Origin of the sequence: Actinoplanes sp. NPDC026670 (genome assembly GCF_040638175.1) — a bacterium.
In the GTDB taxonomy this organism is placed as follows: Bacteria; Actinomycetota; Actinomycetes; order Mycobacteriales; family Micromonosporaceae; genus Actinoplanes.
This window is the reverse complement of sequence record NZ_JBEZXU010000005.1, coordinates 200215-219291: the sequence shown is the minus strand read 5'-3', so window position 1 is coordinate 219291 and position 19077 is coordinate 200215. Positions and strand designations below refer to the sequence as shown.

Annotated in this window: 17 protein-coding genes and 1 pseudogene; 7 read left to right on the top strand and 11 right to left on the bottom strand. The window is 68.4% G+C overall.

The window, feature by feature from the left end:
- Nucleotides 1-57: 57 nt before the first annotated feature.
- From rplI to AB0E94_RS07505, 5 genes are all read right to left on the bottom strand, one after another.
- Nucleotides 58-507 carry a 50S ribosomal protein L9 gene (rplI, locus tag AB0E94_RS07525; protein ID WP_109601537.1) on the bottom strand — a complete coding sequence of 150 codons (450 nt, stop codon included), beginning with the start codon at nt 505-507 and terminating at the stop codon, nt 58-60.
- Nucleotides 508-521: 14 nt separating this feature from the next.
- Entirely contained in the window at nt 522-761 is a 240-nt protein-coding gene (gene rpsR / locus AB0E94_RS07520) for a 30S ribosomal protein S18 (protein WP_007073789.1), read from the bottom strand.
- Between the two features lie 41 nt (nt 762-802).
- A complete protein-coding gene (locus AB0E94_RS07515) occupies nt 803-1399 on the bottom strand; it encodes a single-stranded DNA-binding protein (protein WP_360323607.1) in 597 nt (198 codons plus the stop codon).
- Nucleotides 1400-1464: 65 nt separating this feature from the next.
- A complete protein-coding gene (gene rpsF, locus AB0E94_RS07510) occupies nt 1465-1755 on the bottom strand; it encodes a 30S ribosomal protein S6 (RefSeq protein ID WP_014448192.1) in 291 nt (96 codons plus the stop codon).
- A 294-nt stretch (nt 1756-2049) separates the two neighbouring features.
- Nucleotides 2050-3051 carry a hypothetical protein gene (locus tag AB0E94_RS07505; protein ID WP_360323605.1) on the bottom strand — a complete coding sequence of 334 codons (1002 nt, stop codon included), beginning with the start codon at nt 3049-3051 and terminating at the stop codon, nt 2050-2052.
- A 128-nt stretch (nt 3052-3179) separates the two neighbouring features.
- On the opposite strand from AB0E94_RS07505, the gene AB0E94_RS07500 reads away from it, so the two are divergent.
- The 3 genes and pseudogenes from AB0E94_RS07500 to AB0E94_RS07490 all read left to right on the top strand — a co-directional run bounded on the left by AB0E94_RS07500 (nt 3180) and on the right by AB0E94_RS07490 (nt 7550).
- A complete protein-coding gene (locus AB0E94_RS07500; RefSeq protein WP_360323603.1) occupies nt 3180-3956 on the top strand; it encodes a deoxyribonuclease IV in 777 nt (258 codons plus the stop codon).
- Between the two features lie 696 nt (nt 3957-4652).
- A pseudogene (locus AB0E94_RS07495) lies at nt 4653-5411 on the top strand (hypothetical protein); the annotation flags it as partial.
- Nucleotides 5388-7550 (top strand): hypothetical protein, encoded by a 2163-nt coding sequence (locus AB0E94_RS07490; protein ID WP_360323730.1) that lies wholly within the window; start codon nt 5388-5390, stop codon nt 7548-7550. The pseudogene AB0E94_RS07495 and the gene AB0E94_RS07490, both read left to right, overlap by 24 nt.
- A gap of 824 nt (nt 7551-8374) precedes the next feature.
- On the opposite strand, the gene AB0E94_RS07485 is transcribed toward AB0E94_RS07490, so the two are convergent.
- From AB0E94_RS07485 to AB0E94_RS07470, 4 genes are all read right to left on the bottom strand, one after another.
- Nucleotides 8375-8527: a hypothetical protein gene (locus AB0E94_RS07485; protein WP_360323601.1), complete on the bottom strand. Its 153-nt coding sequence runs from the start codon at nt 8525-8527 to the stop codon at nt 8375-8377.
- A gap of 45 nt (nt 8528-8572) precedes the next feature.
- Nucleotides 8573-10096, bottom strand: coding sequence for a glycosyltransferase 87 family protein (locus AB0E94_RS07480; RefSeq protein WP_360323599.1), 1524 nt, complete (start codon nt 10094-10096; stop codon nt 8573-8575).
- 142 nt (nt 10097-10238) lie between these two features.
- Nucleotides 10239-12539 (bottom strand): transglycosylase domain-containing protein, encoded by a 2301-nt coding sequence (locus AB0E94_RS07475; RefSeq protein ID WP_360323597.1) that lies wholly within the window; start codon nt 12537-12539, stop codon nt 10239-10241.
- A 502-nt stretch (nt 12540-13041) separates the two neighbouring features.
- Nucleotides 13042-13509 carry a DUF5318 domain-containing protein gene (locus AB0E94_RS07470; RefSeq protein WP_360323595.1) on the bottom strand — a complete coding sequence of 156 codons (468 nt, stop codon included), beginning with the start codon at nt 13507-13509 and terminating at the stop codon, nt 13042-13044.
- Between the two features lie 158 nt (nt 13510-13667).
- Between AB0E94_RS07470 and AB0E94_RS07465 the strand changes: the two genes are divergently transcribed.
- Both AB0E94_RS07465 and AB0E94_RS07460 read left to right on the top strand, forming a co-directional pair.
- A complete protein-coding gene (locus tag AB0E94_RS07465; protein WP_360323593.1) occupies nt 13668-14303 on the top strand; it encodes a PadR family transcriptional regulator in 636 nt (211 codons plus the stop codon).
- A 23-nt stretch (nt 14304-14326) separates the two neighbouring features.
- Complete coding sequence (locus tag AB0E94_RS07460; RefSeq protein WP_360323591.1) at nt 14327-15406, top strand: inositol-3-phosphate synthase; 1080 nt, start codon at nt 14327-14329, stop codon at nt 15404-15406.
- Between the two features lie 48 nt (nt 15407-15454).
- Here AB0E94_RS07460 and AB0E94_RS07455 read toward each other — a convergent pair whose 3' ends face one another.
- Nucleotides 15455-15916, bottom strand: a complete 462-nt coding sequence (locus AB0E94_RS07455) for a methylated-DNA--[protein]-cysteine S-methyltransferase (RefSeq protein ID WP_360323589.1) — start codon at nt 15914-15916, stop codon at nt 15455-15457.
- 72 nt (nt 15917-15988) lie between these two features.
- On the opposite strand from AB0E94_RS07455, the gene AB0E94_RS07450 reads away from it, so the two are divergent.
- Together AB0E94_RS07450 and AB0E94_RS07445 are read left to right on the top strand one after the other, a co-directional pair.
- Nucleotides 15989-16501 carry a SigE family RNA polymerase sigma factor gene (locus tag AB0E94_RS07450; protein WP_360323587.1) on the top strand — a complete coding sequence of 171 codons (513 nt, stop codon included), beginning with the start codon at nt 15989-15991 and terminating at the stop codon, nt 16499-16501.
- A complete protein-coding gene (locus tag AB0E94_RS07445) occupies nt 16498-17637 on the top strand; it encodes a hypothetical protein (protein ID WP_360323585.1) in 1140 nt (379 codons plus the stop codon). Before AB0E94_RS07450 ends, AB0E94_RS07445 begins: the two co-directional genes overlap by 4 nt.
- Here the strand turns inward: AB0E94_RS07445 and AB0E94_RS07440 are convergent.
- On the bottom strand, nt 17634-19058 hold the full coding sequence (locus tag AB0E94_RS07440; RefSeq protein ID WP_360323583.1) for a CCA tRNA nucleotidyltransferase: 1425 nt from the start codon (nt 19056-19058) through the stop codon (nt 17634-17636). The genes AB0E94_RS07445 and AB0E94_RS07440 overlap by 4 nt on opposite strands.
- Nucleotides 19059-19077: the final 19 nt, after the last annotated feature.

Genomic DNA, 19077 nt, shown 5'->3' with positions numbered 1-19077 from the left:
TAACGAGAACGGCGCGCCGGGCGAGGCCTGACGCGCCGTTTCGGCGTAGTACGACGACTACTTGGCGGCCACCACGTTCACCGGGAACGTCGCGGTCACCTCGGGGTGCAGCTTGACCTGCACGTTGTACGCCCCGGTGGTCTTGATGTGACCGGGGAGCTCGAGGCGACGACGGTCCAGGGCGGGACCACCGGCGGCCTTGACCGCGTCGACGATCTCGGCCGGGGTGATCGAGCCGAACAGACGGCCACCGTTGCCGGAGCGCGCCTTCAGCGTGACCTTGAGGCCGGCCAGCTGGCCCTTGACCTCGTTGGCCTGGCCCAGGTCACGGATCTCACGAGCCTCGCGGGCCCGCTTGATCACGACGACCTGCTTCTCGGCGCCCTTGGTCCACTGGATCGCGAACCCCTGCGGGAGCAGGTAGTTGCGGCCGTAACCGTTCTTCACCTCGACGATGTCGCCGGGGGTGCCGAGGCCGGAAACCTCCTGCGTAAGGATGATCTTCATCTCGGTGCCCCCTCTCAGCGCGCCGTGGCCGTGTACGGCAGGAGCGCCATCTCACGGGCGTTCTTGACCGCGCGGGCGATCTGCCGCTGCTGCTGGGAGGTCACACCGGTGACGCGGCGGGCACGGATCTTGCCGCGGTCGGAGATGAACTTCCGCAGGAGCGCGGTGTCCTTGTAGTCGATGTAGGTGATCCCGTCCTTGTCGAGCGGGTTCACCTTCTTCTTCGGCTTGCGAAGCGCCGCAGCCTTAGCCATTGCTCAAACTCCTGTTGGTGATCTGGAAAGCCCGGTAGGGCTTAGAAGGGAGGCTCGTCGTCGAACGAGGAGTTGCCACCACCGCCGGAACGGCCACCGCCACCGGACGCCGGCGCAGCCGTGGCCCAGGGGTCGTCGAAGTCGTTGCTGTTGCCACGACCGCCACCACCGCTGTTGTTGCCACCACCGCCACCGAACTGCCGGTTGCCGCCGCCGCCACCACCGGAGCCGAAACCGCCCCCGGAGTTGCCGAACCCGCCGCCACCGCCGGACCGGACCGCTTTCTGCACCGTCGCCGTGGCGTAGCGCAGGGATGGGCCGATCTCGTCCACCTCGAGTTCGTAGGAGGAACGCTTCTCGCCCTCTTTGGTCTCGTAGGACCGCTGACGCAGCCGGCCCTGCACGATCACCCGGGCGCCGCGCTGCAGCGACTGGACGACGTGCTCGGCGGCCTCACGCCAGATGTTGCAGGTGAGGAAGAGCGCCTCGCCGTCTTTCCACTCACCGGTCTGCCGGTCCAGTGTCCGCGGCGTCGAGGCGATACGGAACGAGGCGACACCCGCGCCCGAGTTGGTGTAACGCATCTCAGGGTCGTTGACCAGGTTGCCGACGACCGTGATTACGGTTTCTCCAGCCATGAAACTTCTCCTCGCCGCTCAGATCGTTGACGCAAAGGGTCTCAGGACCCTCTGACAAAAACGGCTCAGCGGGTCTCGGGACGGATGACCTTGGTGCGCAGGATGGACTCGTTGAGCCGGAGCTGACGGTCCAGCTCGGCCACGGCCTCGGGCGTCGCCTGCAGGTCGACGACCGCGTAGATGCCCTCGGCCTTCTTGTTGATCTCGAACGAGAGCCGGCGACGGCCCCAGACGTCGAGCTTCTCCACCGAGCCACCCGCGGTCCTGATCACGTTCAGGTACTGGTCGAGCGACGGAGCAACGGTGCGCTCCTCGAGCGAAGGGTCGAGGATCACCATGAGTTCGTAATGACGCAAGACGTTCTCACCTCCTGTGGGCTATGCGGCCACGGTCTCTCCGTGGCAGGAGGTCTTGTGTCGCTCGCAGAAGAAAGCCGTGGGAGACATGAGCCCACGGCGAACACACTGCGAACCGAGCCAGCATACCCAGGTGGGCCGCTTGACCCAAAAACGGCGACCCCGTCCGTGGGACGAGGTCGCCGATGGAGAGCCGCGGGGCGTCCGGCCCGATTCGTTGGGTGGGACCTGGGGAGGAACGACCACACCGATGAGGTTGGACGCGTACGCCCCGCGGAGCTTTCAAAGAGCAGCTTACGCCATATTTGTGCGTGATGCACGTTGCGACACGATTGCCCGAATCGCGGCGGTTGCGACGCCGAGCACGCAGACCAGCGCGGTGAGCCCCAGCAGCCCCAGCGGATGCCCGTCCTCGATCCGCCCGACGGCGGCCACCGGCTGAGCCGCGTCCAGGCTGCCCGGGCCGGCCGGCGCCTCGGCCGGGACGCCGGCCAGGTCCTCCTCGGCCGACGGCGACACGGCCTGCTCCCGCGCCTGCACCGGGGACGCCGCGGACTTCCGGCCGCCTGGAGGCATGCCGGCGAATGCGGGCGCGCCGACTCCGGTCGTACCCCGCCGCGTCTTGCTCTTGATCTTGGGGGTTGCGGCGTCTTGCGACGCCTGCGCCGCGGTGGCCGAGGCCCGTTTTGCGGTCGCGGTCCGCGTCTCGTCGGACTTGTGCGCTCCGCGCCGAGACCCCTTCGATGCGGTACGGGTGGGCTCGGACTTGGGAGCGACGGAGTCCGGCCGGATCGAACCGGAGGTACGCGCCGGCGAGCCCGATCCGTTCGCCGGCCTCGACATCAGCGGGGAGCCACCCCCGCCGGCCGGGTCCGGGGTCGGTCCTGGCTGCTCGAACGAGGCCGACGGCGCCGCCGTGATCAGCATCGGCAGTACGTCCTCGCCGAACGAGCACTCCGGAGTGAGCTGCACCGCAGTCGTCCCGCGCCGGAACATCACCTCGGCCGCGCCGTCCGCCGGCACGATGCCCTGCGGCACCCCACCGAGCCGCAGCTGCGCGTCGTGGCCGGTCTGGTTGACCACCCGGACCACACTGCTGGCCGGCACCGTCATCGCCTCGGCGCTCGGCCGGGAACCGCAGGACAGACCGAACATGCCGATCCCGCCGAAACTCACCAGACGGTCGTTGGCGTCGAACTGGTCGGCGCTCGCCGTGCCGTTCGAGAGCAGCGGAGCGCCGAAGATCAGGGCACTCAGCCCCAGCGCCGCCATCCGGTATCGGAACTGCCGCGACATGCGCCATCCCCCAGGTCAACACCGGCTCGCGCCGGCATCCGTCAGCAAAGATCAATGGAAGTAACGACTCGCTGTGGAGCGCGGTGACGCGAGAGGAAAGCGTCGTACCCGCGTCGTAGGCTCGTCCCATGCGCATCGGAGCCCACGTCGATTCCGCCGACCCGCTGGCCGAGGCCGCCGCTCGCGGCGCCGAGGCCGTGCAGTTCTTCCTGACCGACCCACAGAAATACAATTCGCCCAAACCACGTGAGGACGCCGAGCGGATCCGCGCCTCCGAGGTGGACGTGTTCGTGCACGCGCCGTACATCATCAATGTCGCGTCGCCCAACAACCGCATCCGCATCCCGAGCCGCAAGCTGCTGATGGCCCACGCCCGCGCCGCCGCCGAGCTGGGCGCGAAAGGGCTGATCGTGCACGGTGGCCACGTCGGCGCCGGCGCCGATCTCGAGGCCGGTTTCGTCAACTGGCGGAAAGCCTTCGAGTATGCGGAGAGTGAGGGTGGCCTGCCGCTTCCGGTCCTGATCGAGAACACGGCGGGTGGCGACAACGCGTGCGCCAGGCGGTTCGACGCGCTGGCCCGGTTGTGGGAGGCGGTCGGCTCGTTCGGGGCCGGGTTCTGCCTGGACACGTGCCATGCGTTCGCCGGCGGGGAGGACCTGGCCGGCATCGTCGACCGGGTCAAGGCGATCACCGGACGGATCGACCTGATTCATGCCAACGATTCCAAGGGTGGATTCGACTCGGGGCAGGACAGGCACGACAACCTCGGGAGTGGGAAGATCGACACCGAGTTGGTGGTCGCCGCCATCCGCGCTTCGGGAGCTCCGGCCATTGTGGAGACCCCTGGTGGGATCGAGGGGCAGACCGCCGACATCGCCCTACTGCGGGAGCGGGCGGGCAACTGACGCACCGCCCCGGGGAGGGTCATGACCGAGCAGCCGCAGCCGATTGCGCCTGCCGCCGCGCCCGCCTCCGCGCCTGCGGAGCCGGTGCCGGCGCCGCGCGAGCCACGGCCGGATTCTCCGCGCCGTCGATTCGGCCTGTTCCGGAGGAAAGCCCCGGCTGCGACTTCGGCCACCACCGCGCCCGCGGCGTCTCCTTCGGCGGTCCAGGGCTCGGCCAAGCCGTCCGCCGGGTCGGCCGCGGCGCCGTCCTCAGCCTTGCCCTCTGGCGATTCGGCTGCCGGGAGTTCGGCTGTGCCGCTTTCCACCTCGGCGCCGTCGGTTACCTCGGGCACCTCCGCCGCGTCGGCCACATCGGCTACCTCCGCCACCTCAGCCGGGTCGGCCACCTCAGCCGTCTCCGCCGCGTCGGCCGGGTCGGCCACCTCAGCCGTCTCCGCCGCGTCGGCCGGGTCGGCCACCTCAGCTGTCTCCGCCGCGTCGGCGGGGTCGGCTACCTCGGCCGGGTCGGCCGGGCTGGCCGGCGATCCAGGTTCGGGCGGTGGCGGTTCGGTTGCTTTGAAGCGTGCCGGAGAGTCGGAGGGCTCTACCGGGCCCGGCCCGGGCGCTGACGTCGGAAAAGCGGCAGATATTCCGGTTTCCGATGAGTCCGGTAAGCCGGAGAGTCCACAGGAGACGCCGCCTAAACCTCGCAAGCCCCTGCCGTCGGCCCGGCCGCCCGGCGCACCGCCGGACCCCTGGAGTGTCTTCGCCGCTACACAGGACCAGGGGCCGGGCCGGATCCGCCGCGGTCTTCGGGCGACACTGCGTGGGCTCGTCCACGAATACGCCCTGGTGATCTACGCCGCCTGCCTGCTCGCGGTGGCGATGACCTGGCCGGCCTTGCGGTACCCGATGCACACCCTCCCGCAGGATCTCGGCGACCCGTCCCGGCAGGCCTGGCAGGTCTCCTGGATCGGGCACATCCTGATCAGCGATCCGGTGCGGCTGTGGCAGGCGAACGCCTACTTCCCCGCCGCGGACGGTCTGGCCTTCGGCGACAGCCTGGTCGGCTACGCCCTGGCCGGAATGATCGGCACCGGTCCGGCTGCCGCGGTGCTGCGTTACAACGTGCTGTTCGTGCTGGCCCACGCCCTGCTCGTGATCGGCGCCTACGCCCTGGTCCGGCAGTTGGGGGCCCGCCGTACCGGCGCAGCGGTTGCAGCGGTCGCGTTCGCCTACGCGCCGTGGCGGCTGGCACAGGAGGGCCACCTCGACATCATCTCGGCCGGCGGCATCCCGCTGGCTCTCGCCATGCTGGCCCGCGGGCACGGCTATTCGCTGCGGCACGGCTTCCGCGCCGAACGACGAAGCGCCACCTGGGCGATCTGCGGCTGGCTCGTCGCGATCTGGCAGCTCACTCTCGGCTTCTCGCTGGGCATCCCCTTCGCCTACCTGCTGGGGTTGCTTCTGATCGTGCTGATGTTCGCGTCGGCAGTCCATTCGTTGCGCGGCTTCCTCCGGTACCGCCGCGACCAGAAGGACCGCCGCGAGGTCGCCGCACTCACCACCCCGGTCCCCGACTCCGGCAAGGCCTCGGTCGGCGCCCCGGACAAGGCGCCTGCCTCGGACGCCGCCCCTGCCTCTGTCTCAGGCAAGGCCGCTGCCTCCGGCTCCGGTCTCTCGGGCGAGGCCCCCGCCTCTGGCTTCGACCGCATTGGCAAACCCGCCGCCTCTGGCTCCGACGTGGAGGGTAAGCCTGGCATATCCGGCATGTCAGCGGCCTCCGACGCAGCTGCATCCGATTCGAAGGCTGCTAAAGCTGTGCCTTCGGTCGACAAATCGGTTAAATCCGCCTCCCCGGTGCCCGGCACGTCAACCGAATCCGCCTCGCCCGAATCCGCCCCATCCGGGTCTGCCTCGCCCGGGTCTGCCTCGCCCGGGTCTGCCTCGCCCGGGTCTGCCTCGCCCGGGTCTGCCTCGCCCGGGTCTGCCTCGCCCGGGTCTGCCTCATCCGGGTCTGCCTCGCCCGAATCCGCGTCCACCTCATCTGGGTCCGGTCAGAAAACTGAGGCGGCCGCGTTCGCCGCGCCTTCCGTCGGAAATACCGACAGATCCTCCGCATCCATCTCGCCGGCAGGCCGTGCCGCGGCATCCGCGACTCCCGCGTCCGGCCAGAAGAGTGAGACGGCGGTGGCCGACGGGCTCACCCTTTCGCAGGGCGGAAAAACCGACAAGCCGACCACTCCCGCCTCCGTTGAATCCGACCAAAAGGGCGGAAAGGGTGAGACGTCCGCGAGTGGTAAGGCGGCGACACCCTTTGGCACCGAAGATTCGGCGGTCGGGAGCGGCGACGGGAAGGGTTCGACCGCCGGGGCCGGTGAGAAGGGTTCCACGGCCGCAGCTAGTGGTAAGGGTTCGGCGGCCACGGATGGCGGGAAGGGTTCGGCGGCTTCGGCTAGTGGGAAGGGTTCGGCGGCTGCGGGCGGTAGGACTGACACCGCGGTGCAGCCGGCTGTGGAGCTGGCCGGGACGGATGTCCTGGAGAGCCCGCCCCGGAAAAAGCTGGGCTGGCTACGGTTCTTCCGTCGTCCGGCTCCGGCCCCCAAGAAGCCTCCTCGTTGGAAACCGCTCATCGGCGTTCTGCTGACCAACGTCAACATCATGGGCGCGACGATCTTCGCGGCGGTCGGCATCTTGATCGCGGTGCCGTACATCCGGCTCAACGACAGCGGCTCGCGTCTCGAGGAGATCCAGTTCTTCTCACCGCCGCTCCAGGGCCTCCTGATCGGCCCGGCCGAGTCGCGGATCTGGGGCGCCGCGCACGAGACTCCCCGTTCCACGCTCGGCTGGGCCGCCGAGATGTCGCTGCTGCCCGGCTTCGTCCTGTATGCGCTGGCGCTCGCCGGCCTGTTCCTGTCGATCTGGCGGCTCCGGCACCGGCTGGTACTCCTCGCCGGGCTGGCCACGGCGGTCGTCCTCACCCTGGGCACCAACTTCCTCGACGGCCGCTGGACCTACCTGCCGTTGTTCGGCCACTTCCCGGCCTCGTTCGACCTGCGCATCCCGGGACGTCTGATGCTGTGGGTGACGCTGGTGCTGTCGATCCTGGCCGCCGGAGCGGTCGACGACTTCGTCCGCCGGGCCGAGCACCTGGCCGCCCAGCGGATCCCACCGTGGCCGGGTCCGTGGCTGCGCCTGGCCACCCTGGTCCCGCTGCTCCTGGTGGCCCTGGAAGGCTGGAACACCACCGCGCACCCGATCGTCCCGGCCCAGCCGGCCGCGATGCGAACCGTCCCCGGGCCGATGCTGGTCCTGCCGACCGCCGAACTCACCGATCAGACGGTCCAGCTCTGGAGCACCACGAAATTCCAGGACATGGCGAACGGTGGTGGCGGGTTCGGCGCACAGGCGCAGAGTGAGCTACGTGCCAAAGTCGCCGGTTTCCCGGACGCCACCAGCATCAACTACCTGGATTCGATCGGCGTCCGGCGGGTGCTGCTGCTGAGCGACCACATCGCCGGCACCTCGTGGGAGGGCGCCGGCGACCTGCCGGTGGACAACCTCGACATCCGACGCGAAGACATCCCCGGCGCCGTCGTCTTCTACCTCGACTAGCTAGAGGCCCTGTCCGCCTGACAGCCACCACCCTCCCCCGATCTGGATAGAGAACAAAGCCCGCCCCGTGCGAAGCTGCAGGTGACTGTGGCCATGACGCGAGGCTCGCCCGATCTCGCGGGGCGTAAGGGCGCGATGATGCCTGCCCACAGCCGTTTTCCCCCACCCCGGGCAGGCGCGAAGCGCCCCGGAAGACTTGTGGACCTCGGCAAAACACTCGAGTTTCGCCATTTTGCGCAGCGATATCGCCGGTCGGGATCGACGCTGAAGTGAATCTTGCATTCGTCCTGGTCAGCGCCATCCTCAGCGAGCTTTGCAAGATCATCGTGAGGTCTGATGACCTTGGGCGGCCGTCCGGAGGCGGTACCGGGAGCGGGCCGCCGAGGGCGGGTCCGCCGGTCGCAGCGCTGTTCAGCGCACACGTTCGTCTGGGCGCAGCGCTGTTCAGCGCACACGTTCGTCTGGGCGCAGCGGTGGTCAGCGCACACGTTCGCCGATCGTGTGCGTCTGCTTCGCTCTGACGGGGACGGGCGCACACGTTGTGCCGTCCGTGTGCGCCTGCCCTCATTCCGGCGAGGGTGAAGTCGCACATTGCCGCATTGTGTGCGCTGGTCGTCGCACGCCGGCGACCACGCCGGCCCGAGCGCCGGCGACCGCCTCGGGCGGACGGCCCGGCGACCGCGTCTGGCCGAACACCGCGACCGCGTCTGGCCGAACACCGCGACCGCGTCGGGCCAAGCGCCGACGACCGGGGCTGGCCGAAGGTCCGCGACCGGGGCTTACCGAACACCGGCCACACGGCCCGGGCCAAGAACCGGTGCGCCCTACGGTGATGCCAGGCCCGCGGGCAGGCCGGCGCCGATCAGCATCCCGATCACCGGCCGCCACTGCGGAGAGGCGGCCACCCTGGACACCGGCATCACGAACGCGGCGAACGCCGGCGCGACGAAAAACGTCCGGAAAGTGGGTGCGGACACGCGCGGGCAGGCGAACGTGAGCGGGCGGGTGCTGGGGCCGGCTTTCTAGCCTGCGGGGAGGGGTTCGGCGGGCTCGTCATTGTGGATCGGCGGGGGCGGGGCCTCCTCGGACGGCCCCATCCCGAGGCTGCGGCGTAGGCCGGTGATCCATGGGTGCTCCGGGCCGTCCAGTGGCCCGGCGTCCGGGTCGGCGCCGTCGTAGCTCTCCCGGACCACGTCCAGTTCCGGACGCCAGATCTCACGCACCACCAGACCGCACAGCACCGCCACGGTGACCAGCCGGAGAGTGGACGCGAGCACGAAGGTGCCCTCCGGAATGACCGCGTTGCCACCCGCACCGATCAGCTCGGCATAGAAGGCAGCGAGGTAGCCAATCTCAGCGATCGTCCAAGCGATGATCGCGCCCCACTTCGGGCGGGCCAGCACCACCAGCGGGAGCAGCCACAGCACGTACTGCTGGGACCAGACCTTGCTGAAGATCAGGAACGCGGCCACGACCAGGAAGGCGAGCTGGCTCAACCGTGGACGGCGCGGCGCCAACAGGCCGAGGACCAGGATCGCCAGGCAGGAGAGGCCGAACAACGCGTACGACAGATTGTTGAGCGTCGGCACGTGATCACTGAGCCACTGGAACGGACCCTGGTCACCGACCGCCCCGCTGTTCCACTTGCTGTCGATGTAACGCCCGATGTACCAGAACGTGCCCCAGTCGATCGGCCGCTCGTCGTTGAGGCGGAAGAACCGCAGCCAGCTCTCGTGCCACATGATCATGACCGGCAGGTTGACCAGGAGCCAGGTGACCCCGGCGGCCAAGAACGAGCTGACGAACGTCCATATCCGGCCCATCCGCAGCGCCAGGATCAGGATCGGCCCGAGGATGAACAGCGGCCACAGTTTCGCCGCCGCGCCCAGGCCGAAGAGGACACCGGCCCAGACCGGGTACCGCTTCACCCAGACGTACAGGCCGAGAGCGAAGAACCCGATCGCCAGGAAGTCCCAGTTGATCGTGGCGGTGACCAGCAGGATCGGTGAGAGCGCGAAGATCGCGGCATCCCAGGGCCGGCGGCGGCGCAGCGCCAGGATGATCCCGACACTCATCACCGCCAGGATCGAGAGCACCAGGGCGTTGATGTTGTAGAACCAGCTGCCCTGGTTGATGTCGGGGTGGGTCTGGCCGTACGAGTGCACCGGCAGCCCCAGCGCACCCATGAAGTACCCGGTGACCACCGGATACTCGACCGGGTGATCCCGGTAGGGCACCTTGCCCTCGTTGAGCCCCTCGGCGAAGTAGAGCGCCAGCACATCGGTGTAGCAGTACCGCGTGTACTGGACGTTCTTCTGCCAGTTGCCGTCCATGCAGGGCGATTTCTGCACCCAGGAGAGCGCCAGCATCAGACAGGCCAGAGCGATCACGATCCGCTGAGCGCTCCAGAACCGGCCGGGCTGGGCGTCCGGCCGGACAGCGTGGGCCCCGAGTGGCCCGCCGATGGCTTCGGAGAGTCCGCGCACGAAGCCGTCCGAGGTCGCGCTCGAGACGTCAGGCCGATCGGTGGGCGGTAGGGCGCTCATGTCTTGGCATCATGCCGCATCAGTAGCCCGGAAAGGTGACCGGCCGGGTCCGGCACACCGATCTTCATCAGACACACAGCCGCAGCTAAGACAAAGCGGCGCCCATCTCCACGAGATGGACGCCGCTTCTCAGTCAGTGCCGCTAATCGTCGTCGTCTCCGTCGCCGTTGTTACCGGGACCGTTGCCGCCACCGTTGTTGCCAGGGCCGTTTCCGGTGTTGCCGGTGGCCTGGCAGAGGATGTTGGTCGGGTCGAACTGGCAGAACGCGCTGTTCGGGTCCTGGCCGATCGGCGTCTCGACGACCGGCTTCGTGCCGTTGCCCTTGCTGTCGTCACCGGTCTTGATGCGCTCCGGGAACTTCTCCTCGTCCCACTTCATCGCCTCGGCGGCCGTCTCGAGGAACTCCTCCCAGATCGCGGCCGGAGTGCCGGAGCCGAACATCGGGCCGCCGTCCTTCTCCTTCAGCGACACACGGCCTTCGGCGCCACCGACCCAGACGGTCGCGGCCAGCTGCGGGATGCCACCGACGAACCAGGTGTCACCGTTCAGGCTCTTGCCGTTGACCTCGATCTCCCAGGTACCGGACTTGCCGACCGACTCGTGACCGCTGACCGTGTTCTCGGCCCGCTTCGGGATCTCCTTCATGACACCGAGCAGGTTCGACATCTGGGCCTCGTCGAAGACCCGCTTGCCCTTCTGCGGCGCGGTGTAGAGGATCTTCTCGTCACCGGTCTTGGGGTCACGCTGCTTCACCTCTTTGATGAAGTGTGCGTCGTGCCGGACACCGGCGTTCACGATCGTGGCCACGCCCTGCGCGTGCTCCAGGGGGAGAACGCGGTACTGGCCGAAGGCGACCTCGGTGTGGAACTCGCTGCCGAGCTTGCCCTTCAGGTCGATCTTCTTGCCGCCGTCGGTCCACATCGTCTCGACACCGGCGTCGCGAGCGGCCTCGATGACCTTGTTCGGGCCGAGCTCGTCCGCGATCCAGTAGAACGGGAAGTTGTAGGACCGGATCGTGGCGGTCTCGAGGTCACAGAAGGCACCCTTGCCGTCACAGATGGCGCCCGGGTCGGCGCCGGCGTTGCTGATCTTGCCGCCTTCGGGCTTCTCCTTGTTCACGTCCCAGACGGTGTCGAAGGAGTAGTCCGCCTTCAGGCCGGCGGCCAGCGTGTAGATCTTGAACGTCGAGCCCGGGGACTGGCCGCCGGAGCCGTCGTCCGGGACGCCGCTGCCGTCGCCCTTCATGTAGCCGGCGTAGTCGATGCCGTACGGGTCGTCACCGCCGTAGTAGCCGAGCACCTCGCCGCTCTTCGGGTCGATGCCGATCACCGCGGCCTGGTAGCTGGCCTTCTGCTTGTACATCGGGGAGGTCTTGCTCGCCTTGGAGCCGGCCTTCTCCGCCGCCGCCTGCACCTTTGGGTTGATCGTGGTGGTGACCGTGTAGCCGCCGGCCTTGAGCTTGTTCGCGTCGATCCCGAGAGCGTTGAGCTCGTACGTGACATGGCGCGTGACCATGTTGACCGGCCGGTCCTCGGGAGTGCCCTTGGCGGCTTTCTTCGGGTCGATCGGCATGGGGTACTTCCGCTGGTCATACTGAGCCTGGGTGATCGCACCCAGCTCCAGCATGTTTTTCAGCGTGTACTCCCAGCGCTGCTCGGCTTCCGCCCGGTTGTTCGCCGGGTCGTACCCCGGGTGCGTCTTCGTCGCGTACGGCTGCTTGATCAGCGACGCGAGCACCGCAGCCTGGTAGACCGTGATCTCGTTCTTCGTGCCCTTCTTCACCGAGGCCCCGTAGTAACCCTGGGCCGCCGACTCGGCGCCGTACCGGCCACGGCCGAGGTCGATGAAGTTCAGGTACATGCCGAGGATCTCGTCCTTGCTGTACTCCGACTCCAGCTTGCGGGCGATCACCGCCTCGCGCAGCTTCCGGCTGTAGCTGATGTCCTTCTCGTCGGCGACGTGCCGGGCGTACTGCTGGGTGATGGTCGAGGCGCCCTGGAGCTCGCCGCCGGTGAAGTTGTTCCACGCGGCGCGGGCGATGCCCTTCATGTCGATGCCGTTGTGGTCGCGGAAGTTCTTGTCCTCCGCGGCGATCACGGCGTTCTGCATGTTCGCGCTCATCTGCTGGTACGGCACGTTGATCCGGGGGGATCCGGTCCTCTCCAGAACCGAGCCGTTGGACAGCAGGAACGTGTTCATCTGCTCCTCGGCCTTGGCCTCGGGCAGCTTGACGTCATCGAAGAAGTAGGTGCCACCGACGATGCCGACACCGAGCATGATGACCAGCACCGCCGCGGCCGCGGTCAGGATGTTGGCCCGCCGGTACTTCTTGTCGGCCTTGCTGCGGCCTTTCTTGCCGCCGCTGCCGGAAGAACCACCCGACCCGCCACCACCGCCGGGCCCGCCGGGTCCACCGGGGCCGCTGGGGCCACCCGGTGACACCGAAGCGCGGCCACCGACCGAGGCACGGCCACCAACCGATGCGGAGCCCACGGAGGCACGGCCACCGGCCGGCGCGGAGCCGACCGAGGCACGACCTGGGGTTGCCGAACCCACCGACGCCGAGCCGACCGATGCCCTGGCGGCTGGGGCAGAGCCCACCGACGCCCGCCCCGACGAGCCAGGCACCGAGGCGGCTCCGGATGGACGCCGGTAGGCGTCCGGGCCGGGCTTGCTCTCGTTACGTGGATCGTCGCCGGGCGTGGAAGCAGCGGACGGCCCGGGCACTTGTACCCGGGCTCGTGCGGACTGCGATTCGCCGTACGCGTTCATTCCCTCACACCTACCGGTCGCGGGGGCGCGGTCAGAAGGCCCGGACGAGCCTTGCCGACACTGCGCCACGAGCGGGCGTTGTGGGCTGCGGTCCCGGCAGCCCCCATGTCATGTGTCTGTGATGACCGGAATCCGGCCTCAAACTCGTACACGTTAACGGGATCGATCCGGTTCATCGCCGAGCCTCCCCGCTGTGTGACGACGGACCTGTTCGGTGGGATCCCCCTCCACCGGACGAGACCATAACGTCGGTGCGCAACATCTCATCATCGCCGAGACCGTCGCGACCCAGAACGAACCTCTCGATCAGGTGGTTCCAGGCACACGAGCGACACACCTCGACGACGAAGACCTGAAACTCACGCAGCGTCATCGCCAGCACGGGCAGCTCGGCCAATTTCCGAGCCTGACCAGCGGACTGCTTGAGCTCGTCGCCATAGACGTAATGCACAAGTGTCAGGTTGTCCCGGCGGCAGATCGGGCACCGTTCGTCGGTCGGCTCGCCGTGGAAGGTTGCGGCGTTTCTCAAGTAAGGAGACGCGTCACACACTTCAAGCGGACCGATCCGGCCGTTTTTGACGTCACGCAGGACTGCCCGCCTCTGTAGCGAGTAGTCGACAACCTGCCGCTGCGTGCGCATGGCGAAGAGAGTACGCGGTCCCCGCTCCCACGGCGACAGCCATCACACAGCGTGGCGTGGCGACTGCACAGGATGTGTAAGTTGCGGACCTGAGCGAGCCGATCTACGGTTGCGATGTATCGGGCCGATACATCGGGACACAGTTCGAGGGAGGGCCAGTGCTGGAATTGGCGATCCTCGGTCTCCTTCAGGAGGCCCCGATGCATGGGTACGAGCTCCGAAAGGAACTCGCCACCAAACTCGGCACGCTCCGCGCCGCGATCAGCTACGGCACTCTGTACCCCACTCTGAAGCGGCTGAAGCTCGCCGGCTGGATCAGTGAGGCCGAGGCCAACAGCGACATCATTCCCCCGATGACCAGCAAGCGGGGACGGGTTGTCTACAAGATCACGGCCGAGGGCAAGGAGCACTTCGCCGACCTGCTCACCCAGGCCGGCCCGGAGACGTATGACGACGCCGGGTTCGGCGTGCACTTCACGTTCTTCTCGCGCACCGATCGCGCCACCCGGCTCCGCATCCTGGAGGGCCGGCGCCGGCGCATCGAGGAGCGCCGGGAAGGCCTGCGCGAGATCCTGGCCCGCGCCGCCGACCGACTCGACGCCTACACCCTTGAGCTTCAACGCCACGGTCTCGACGCGTGCGAGCGCGAGGTCCGCTGGCTGGAAGAACTGATCAGCAACGAGCGCTCCGGCCGCACCCCCGCCTTCCGCCAGCGTGCGGAGAGTCAGCGTGCGGAGAACCAGCGTCCGGAGAGCAACCCAGAACCACCGCGTCCGCACCTGGACCGGCCGTGATGAACAACAAGGAGGCAAACGCGATGGGTTCCGTCCGCGTCGCCATCGTCGGTGTGGGTAACTGCGCCTCGTCCCTCGTGCAGGGCGTGGAGTACTACAAGAACGCCGACCCAAACGACCGCGTTCCGGGTCTCATGCACGTGACCTTCGGCGACTATCACGTATCTGATGTGAAGTTCGTCGCGGCGTTCGATGTGGACGCCAAGAAGGTCGGCATGGACCTCAGCGAGGCGATCGTCGCCAGCGAGAACAACACCATCAAGCTGACCGACGTGCCGCCGACCGGCGTCACCGTGCAGCGCGGCCCGACCTTCGACGGCCTGGGCACCTACTACCGCGAGATCATCGAGGAGTCGACGGCCGAGCCGGTCGACGTCGTCCAGGTCCTACGGGACGCCGAGGTCGACGTCCTGGTCTCCTACCTGCCGGTGGGCTCGGAGCAGGCCGACAAGTTCTACGCGCAGGCCGCCATCGACGCCGGTGTCGCGTTCGTGAACGCGCTGCCCGTCTTCATCGCCTCCGACCCGGAGTGGGCGCAGAAGTTCACCGACGCGGGTGTGCCGATCGTCGGCGACGACATCAAGAGCCAGGTCGGCGCCACCATCGTGCACCGCGCGCTGGCGAAGCTGTTCGAGGACCGTGGTGTCGAGCTGCTCCGCACGTACCAGCTGAACTTCGGCGGCAACATGGACTTCATGAACATGCTGGAGCGCAACCGCCTGGTCTCCAAGAAGATCTCGAAGACCCAGTCGGTGACCTCCCAGATCCCGCACGAGATGGTCAAGAGTGACGTGCACATCGGCCCGTCCGACCACGTGCCGTGGCTCGACGACCGCAAGTGGGCGTACATCCGCCTGGAAGGCCGCTCCTTCGGTGACACCCCGCTGAACGCCGAGCTCAAGCTCGAGGTGTGGGACTCGCCGAACTCGGCCGGCGTGATCATCGACGCGGTGCGCGCCGCGAAGATCGCGAAGGACCGCGGCATCGGCGGCCCGATCCTGTCGGCGTCGTCCTACTTCATGAAGTCCCCGCCCGTGCAGTACAGCGACCACGACGCCCACGCGGCCGTCGAGGCGTTCATCGCGGGCGAGATCGAGCGCTGACCCGCAAATCCCTGAGTCAGGCCGGCGCCGGAAACGGGCCGGCCTGACTCATGTGAGGCCCCAGGCCCGTTGCAGGGCGACCGCGGCCTCCAGCTCCAACAGGATGCGCTTACGGTCGAGGCCGCCGCCGAAGCCGACCATCTTGTTGCCGGCGCCGACCACCCGATGACACGGGACGATCACCGGGATCGGGTTGTGGTTGCAGGCCGTGCCGACCGCGCGGGCCGCTCCCGGATCGCCCAGAGCGGTGGCGATCGCCCCGTAGGTGATCGTCTCGCCGTACGGGATCCGGGCGATCTCCGCCCACACCGCCCGTTCGAACTCCGAACCGCCACGCATGTCGAACGGCACCGTGAAGTCGGTCAGCTCCCCGGCGAAGTAGGCACGCAACTGCTCGGCCGCGGGATGGTCGGTGGACGGCCCGGGCCGGGCGGCGAAGCGCACCCCCACCACGGCCGGACCGTCGACGACGAGACCGAGCGGACCGATCGGCGACTCGATGACGAACATGACGTCAAGTCTGCCTCGACGACCATGCAAAAATCTGGATCCCTCGCGCGTCGTATACGGCGGAGGTGACCGGTGAGGCAGTCGCTCGAAGACGAGTTCACCGCATTCGTGACGGAACGGGGGCAGGCCCTGCTCCGGATCGCGCACGCGCTGACCGGGGATCGGGAGTCCGCACAGGACCTGGTGCAGGGCGCGCTGGCGAAGGCGTACGCACGATGGCCGCGGATTCACACCGACGCCGAGGCGTACGTCCGGAAGATCATCTACAACGACCGGGCGTCCGCCTGGCGCCGTCCCGCCCGCCGCAACGAGGTGTTCGTCGCCGACGTGCCGGACCGGGCCGCCGAACACCGCCACGACCAGGACGTCACCGACCGGCTCACGGTCCGCGACGCGCTGCTGTCGTTGCCGGCCCGGCAGCGGGCCGTGCTGGTGATGCGCTACCTGGAGGACCGTTCGGTGGAGGAGACCGCCGAGGCGCTCGGCTGCCGGCCCGGCACAGTGGCCAGCCAGGCGTCCCGGGCTCTGGCCAAACTGCGCGACATGGTCGGTGACCGGATGACGTCGATGGGAGGGGCCCGATGAGAGACCTGGAGGAGACCTTGCGCGACGCGGTCCAGGACCTCGCCGACGACGCCCCGCACGCCTACGACCTGGCCGGCGCGGCCCGGGTCCAGGGACGCCGGATCCGCCGCCGCCGGCATGCCGCGGCCGCCCTGGCGGTGCTCGCGGTCGTCGCCGTCCCGTTCGTCTGGTCGCGGCCGGAACCGCGGACTCCGGTGGTGCAGCCCGCGCCGACGCCGTCGGTCACGGTGAAGGCGAGTATCCGCCCGCTGCCCGACTTCTTGGTCAGGACGCCCTATCGGCTTCCCGGCGATGCGGTCGTCACCATGGTCACCATCCCGAGCACGGTCATCGAGGACGGCGCCCAGGTTTCCGGCCCCAACACCTACGTGGCGCTGGACCGGGACGCGGGCCGATACCGGCAGCTTCCCTTCGACGAGAGCCTGGCGGCGATGTCACCCGACAGCGACCGGTTGGCGATGTCACCCGACGGCAAACGGTTCGCTGCCGAGGTGGCCCGGAACGAGATAGGCGTCCTGGATGCCACTGGTAGGCGGCTGGACACGCTGAACGTCGACACACACGATCGAGTCGGTGCCGACCCGGTCTGGTCGCCGGACGGGTCCCGTCTGCTGATGCCCACCGATGGCGGTTTCGCCGTCTACGAGACCAGCACCGGAGAAGTCCGTCAGTTCGCTGACCTCGACATCTCGTCGCTGTGTTCGGACTTCTGCTCGTTCAGCTGGCTGCCGAACGGCCACGAGATCGCCGCCCCCCGGGAGGATGTCAGCGAGCCACAGGGCGAGTCGATCCCGGACCGGATCGAAAGCGTGATCGTCTACTCGGCCGACACCGGCAAGCGGGTACGCAGCATCCCGATGACCGGTGTGCCCGTCGGTAACCAGGCCTGGTCCCCGGACGGCAGCTCGGTGCTCATCCGGGAGGAGCAGGGGATCCGGGTCGTGGACGCGATCACCGGCATCCCACGGGGTAAACGGATGGCCGGGCCGGACGCGATCTACCTCTCCGACGGCCGGATCCTCGGTTACGGCAGCTCATTCGCCCAGGTCTACGCGCCCGACGGCACTCTGCTGGAGGAGTACCGGATGCCGCGCCAGTTCACCGGCGGAATGACGCTGACCGTGGCCCGTTCCTAGTAGCCCTGCGAGCGGGCCCATTTCAGGAGCTCCGCCTCGGCCTCGTCGCGGTCCAGCGGCCCCCGGTCGAGCCGGAGCTCCTTCAGGTGACGCCAGGCCTGGCCGACGATCGGGCCCGGCGGCACCCCGAGCAGCTCCATGATCGCGTTGCCGTCGAGGTCGGGACGGACCTTGGCCAGGTCCTCCTCGGCCGCGATCCGGGCGATCCGCTCCTCGAGCGCGTCGTAGTCGGTGGCCAGCTGGGTGGCCTTACGGCGGTTGCGGGTGGTGACGTCGGAACGGGTCAGCTTGTGCAACCGGGCCAGCAGCGGGCCGGCGTCGGTCACGTAGCGGCGCACCGCCGAATCGGTCCACTCGCCCCGGCCGTACCCATAAAAACGCAGGTGGAGGCCGACCAGGCCGACCACCTCGGTGATCACGTCCTTGGGGTATTTCATGGCCTTCATGCGCTGTTTGGTGAGCCGTGCGCCGACCACCTCGTGATGGTGGAAGCTGACCCGGCCGTCGCGGCCGACCGCCTTGGTGGCGGGCTTGCCGATGTCGTGCATGAGGGCGGCCATCCGGAGCACGAAGTCCGGGCCCCCGTCGCCCTCCAGGCGCATCGCGTTGCTGACCACGATCAGCGTGTGCTCGTAGACGTCCTTGTGCTGGGCGTGCTCGTCGATCTCCAGCTTGAGCCCGGAGATCTCCGGCAGGAAGCGGTCGGCGAGCCCGGTGTCGACGAGCAGGCGCAGGCCGGTGAGCGGGTCGGCGCTGGACATCAGCTTGGTGAACTCGTCCCGGACCCGTTCCGCGGTGATCCGGTCGAGATCAGAAGCCATGTCCCGCATGGCCGAAACGACGGAATCCTCCACAGTGAACCGGAGTTTTGCCGCGAATCGGGCAGCCCGCAGCATCCGAAGTGGATCGTCACCGAACGAGATCGACGGCGCCGCCGGCGTACGGATCACCCGCGCCGCCAGGTCACGCAGACCACCGAACGGGTCGGTGAACTCGTGCCCCGGCACCGACACGGCCATCGCGTTGATGGTGAAGTCACGCCGCGACAGGTCGTCGATGAGCGATTTCCCGTAGGACACCACCGGATTGCGGGTCACCCCGTCGTAGGCCTCGGCCCGGTACGTGGTGATCTCGATCCGCAGACCGTTCTTCTGGATGCCGATCGTGCCGAACTCGCGCCCGGTCTCCCAGATCGCGTCGGCCCAGCCGCTCACCGCCGCGAGGGTCTGCTCGGGCCGGGCATCGGTGCAGAAGTCGAGGTCGTCGCCGAGGGTGCCGAGCAACGCGTCGCGGACCGAACCACCGACCAGGTGCAACTCGTGCCCGGAATCGGCGAATCGCCGCCCGAGCTCATCGGCTACGGGGGACACGCGGAGCAACTCGGCTACCGCTTTCTGCTGGGCGTCGTTCAACACAGACATGGGGTCACCAGGGTATCGG

Bases quoted from the DNA above. Each gene is read 5' to 3' on its own strand.
- rplI (WP_109601537.1), bottom strand. From the start codon at position 507: ATGAAGATCATCCTTACGCAGGAGGTTTCCGGCCTCGGCACCCCCGGC.
- rpsR (WP_007073789.1), bottom strand. From the start codon at position 761: ATGGCTAAGGCTGCGGCGCTTCGCAAGCCGAAGAAGAAGGTGAACCCG.
- AB0E94_RS07515 (WP_360323607.1), bottom strand. From the start codon at position 1,399: ATGGCTGGAGAAACCGTAATCACGGTCGTCGGCAACCTGGTCAACGAC.
- AB0E94_RS07505 (WP_360323605.1), bottom strand. From the start codon at position 3,051: ATGTCGCGGCAGTTCCGATACCGGATGGCGGCGCTGGGGCTGAGTGCC.
- AB0E94_RS07500 (WP_360323603.1), top strand. From the start codon at position 3,180: ATGCGCATCGGAGCCCACGTCGATTCCGCCGACCCGCTGGCCGAGGCC.
- AB0E94_RS07480 (WP_360323599.1), bottom strand. From the start codon at position 10,096: ATGAGCGCCCTACCGCCCACCGATCGGCCTGACGTCTCGAGCGCGACC.
- AB0E94_RS07470 (WP_360323595.1), bottom strand. From the start codon at position 13,509: ATGCGCACGCAGCGGCAGGTTGTCGACTACTCGCTACAGAGGCGGGCA.
- AB0E94_RS07460 (WP_360323591.1), top strand. From the start codon at position 14,327: ATGGGTTCCGTCCGCGTCGCCATCGTCGGTGTGGGTAACTGCGCCTCG.
- AB0E94_RS07455 (WP_360323589.1), bottom strand. From the start codon at position 15,916: ATGTTCGTCATCGAGTCGCCGATCGGTCCGCTCGGTCTCGTCGTCGAC.
- AB0E94_RS07445 (WP_360323585.1), top strand. From the start codon at position 16,498: ATGAGAGACCTGGAGGAGACCTTGCGCGACGCGGTCCAGGACCTCGCC.
- AB0E94_RS07440 (WP_360323583.1), bottom strand. From the start codon at position 19,058: ATGTCTGTGTTGAACGACGCCCAGCAGAAAGCGGTAGCCGAGTTGCTC.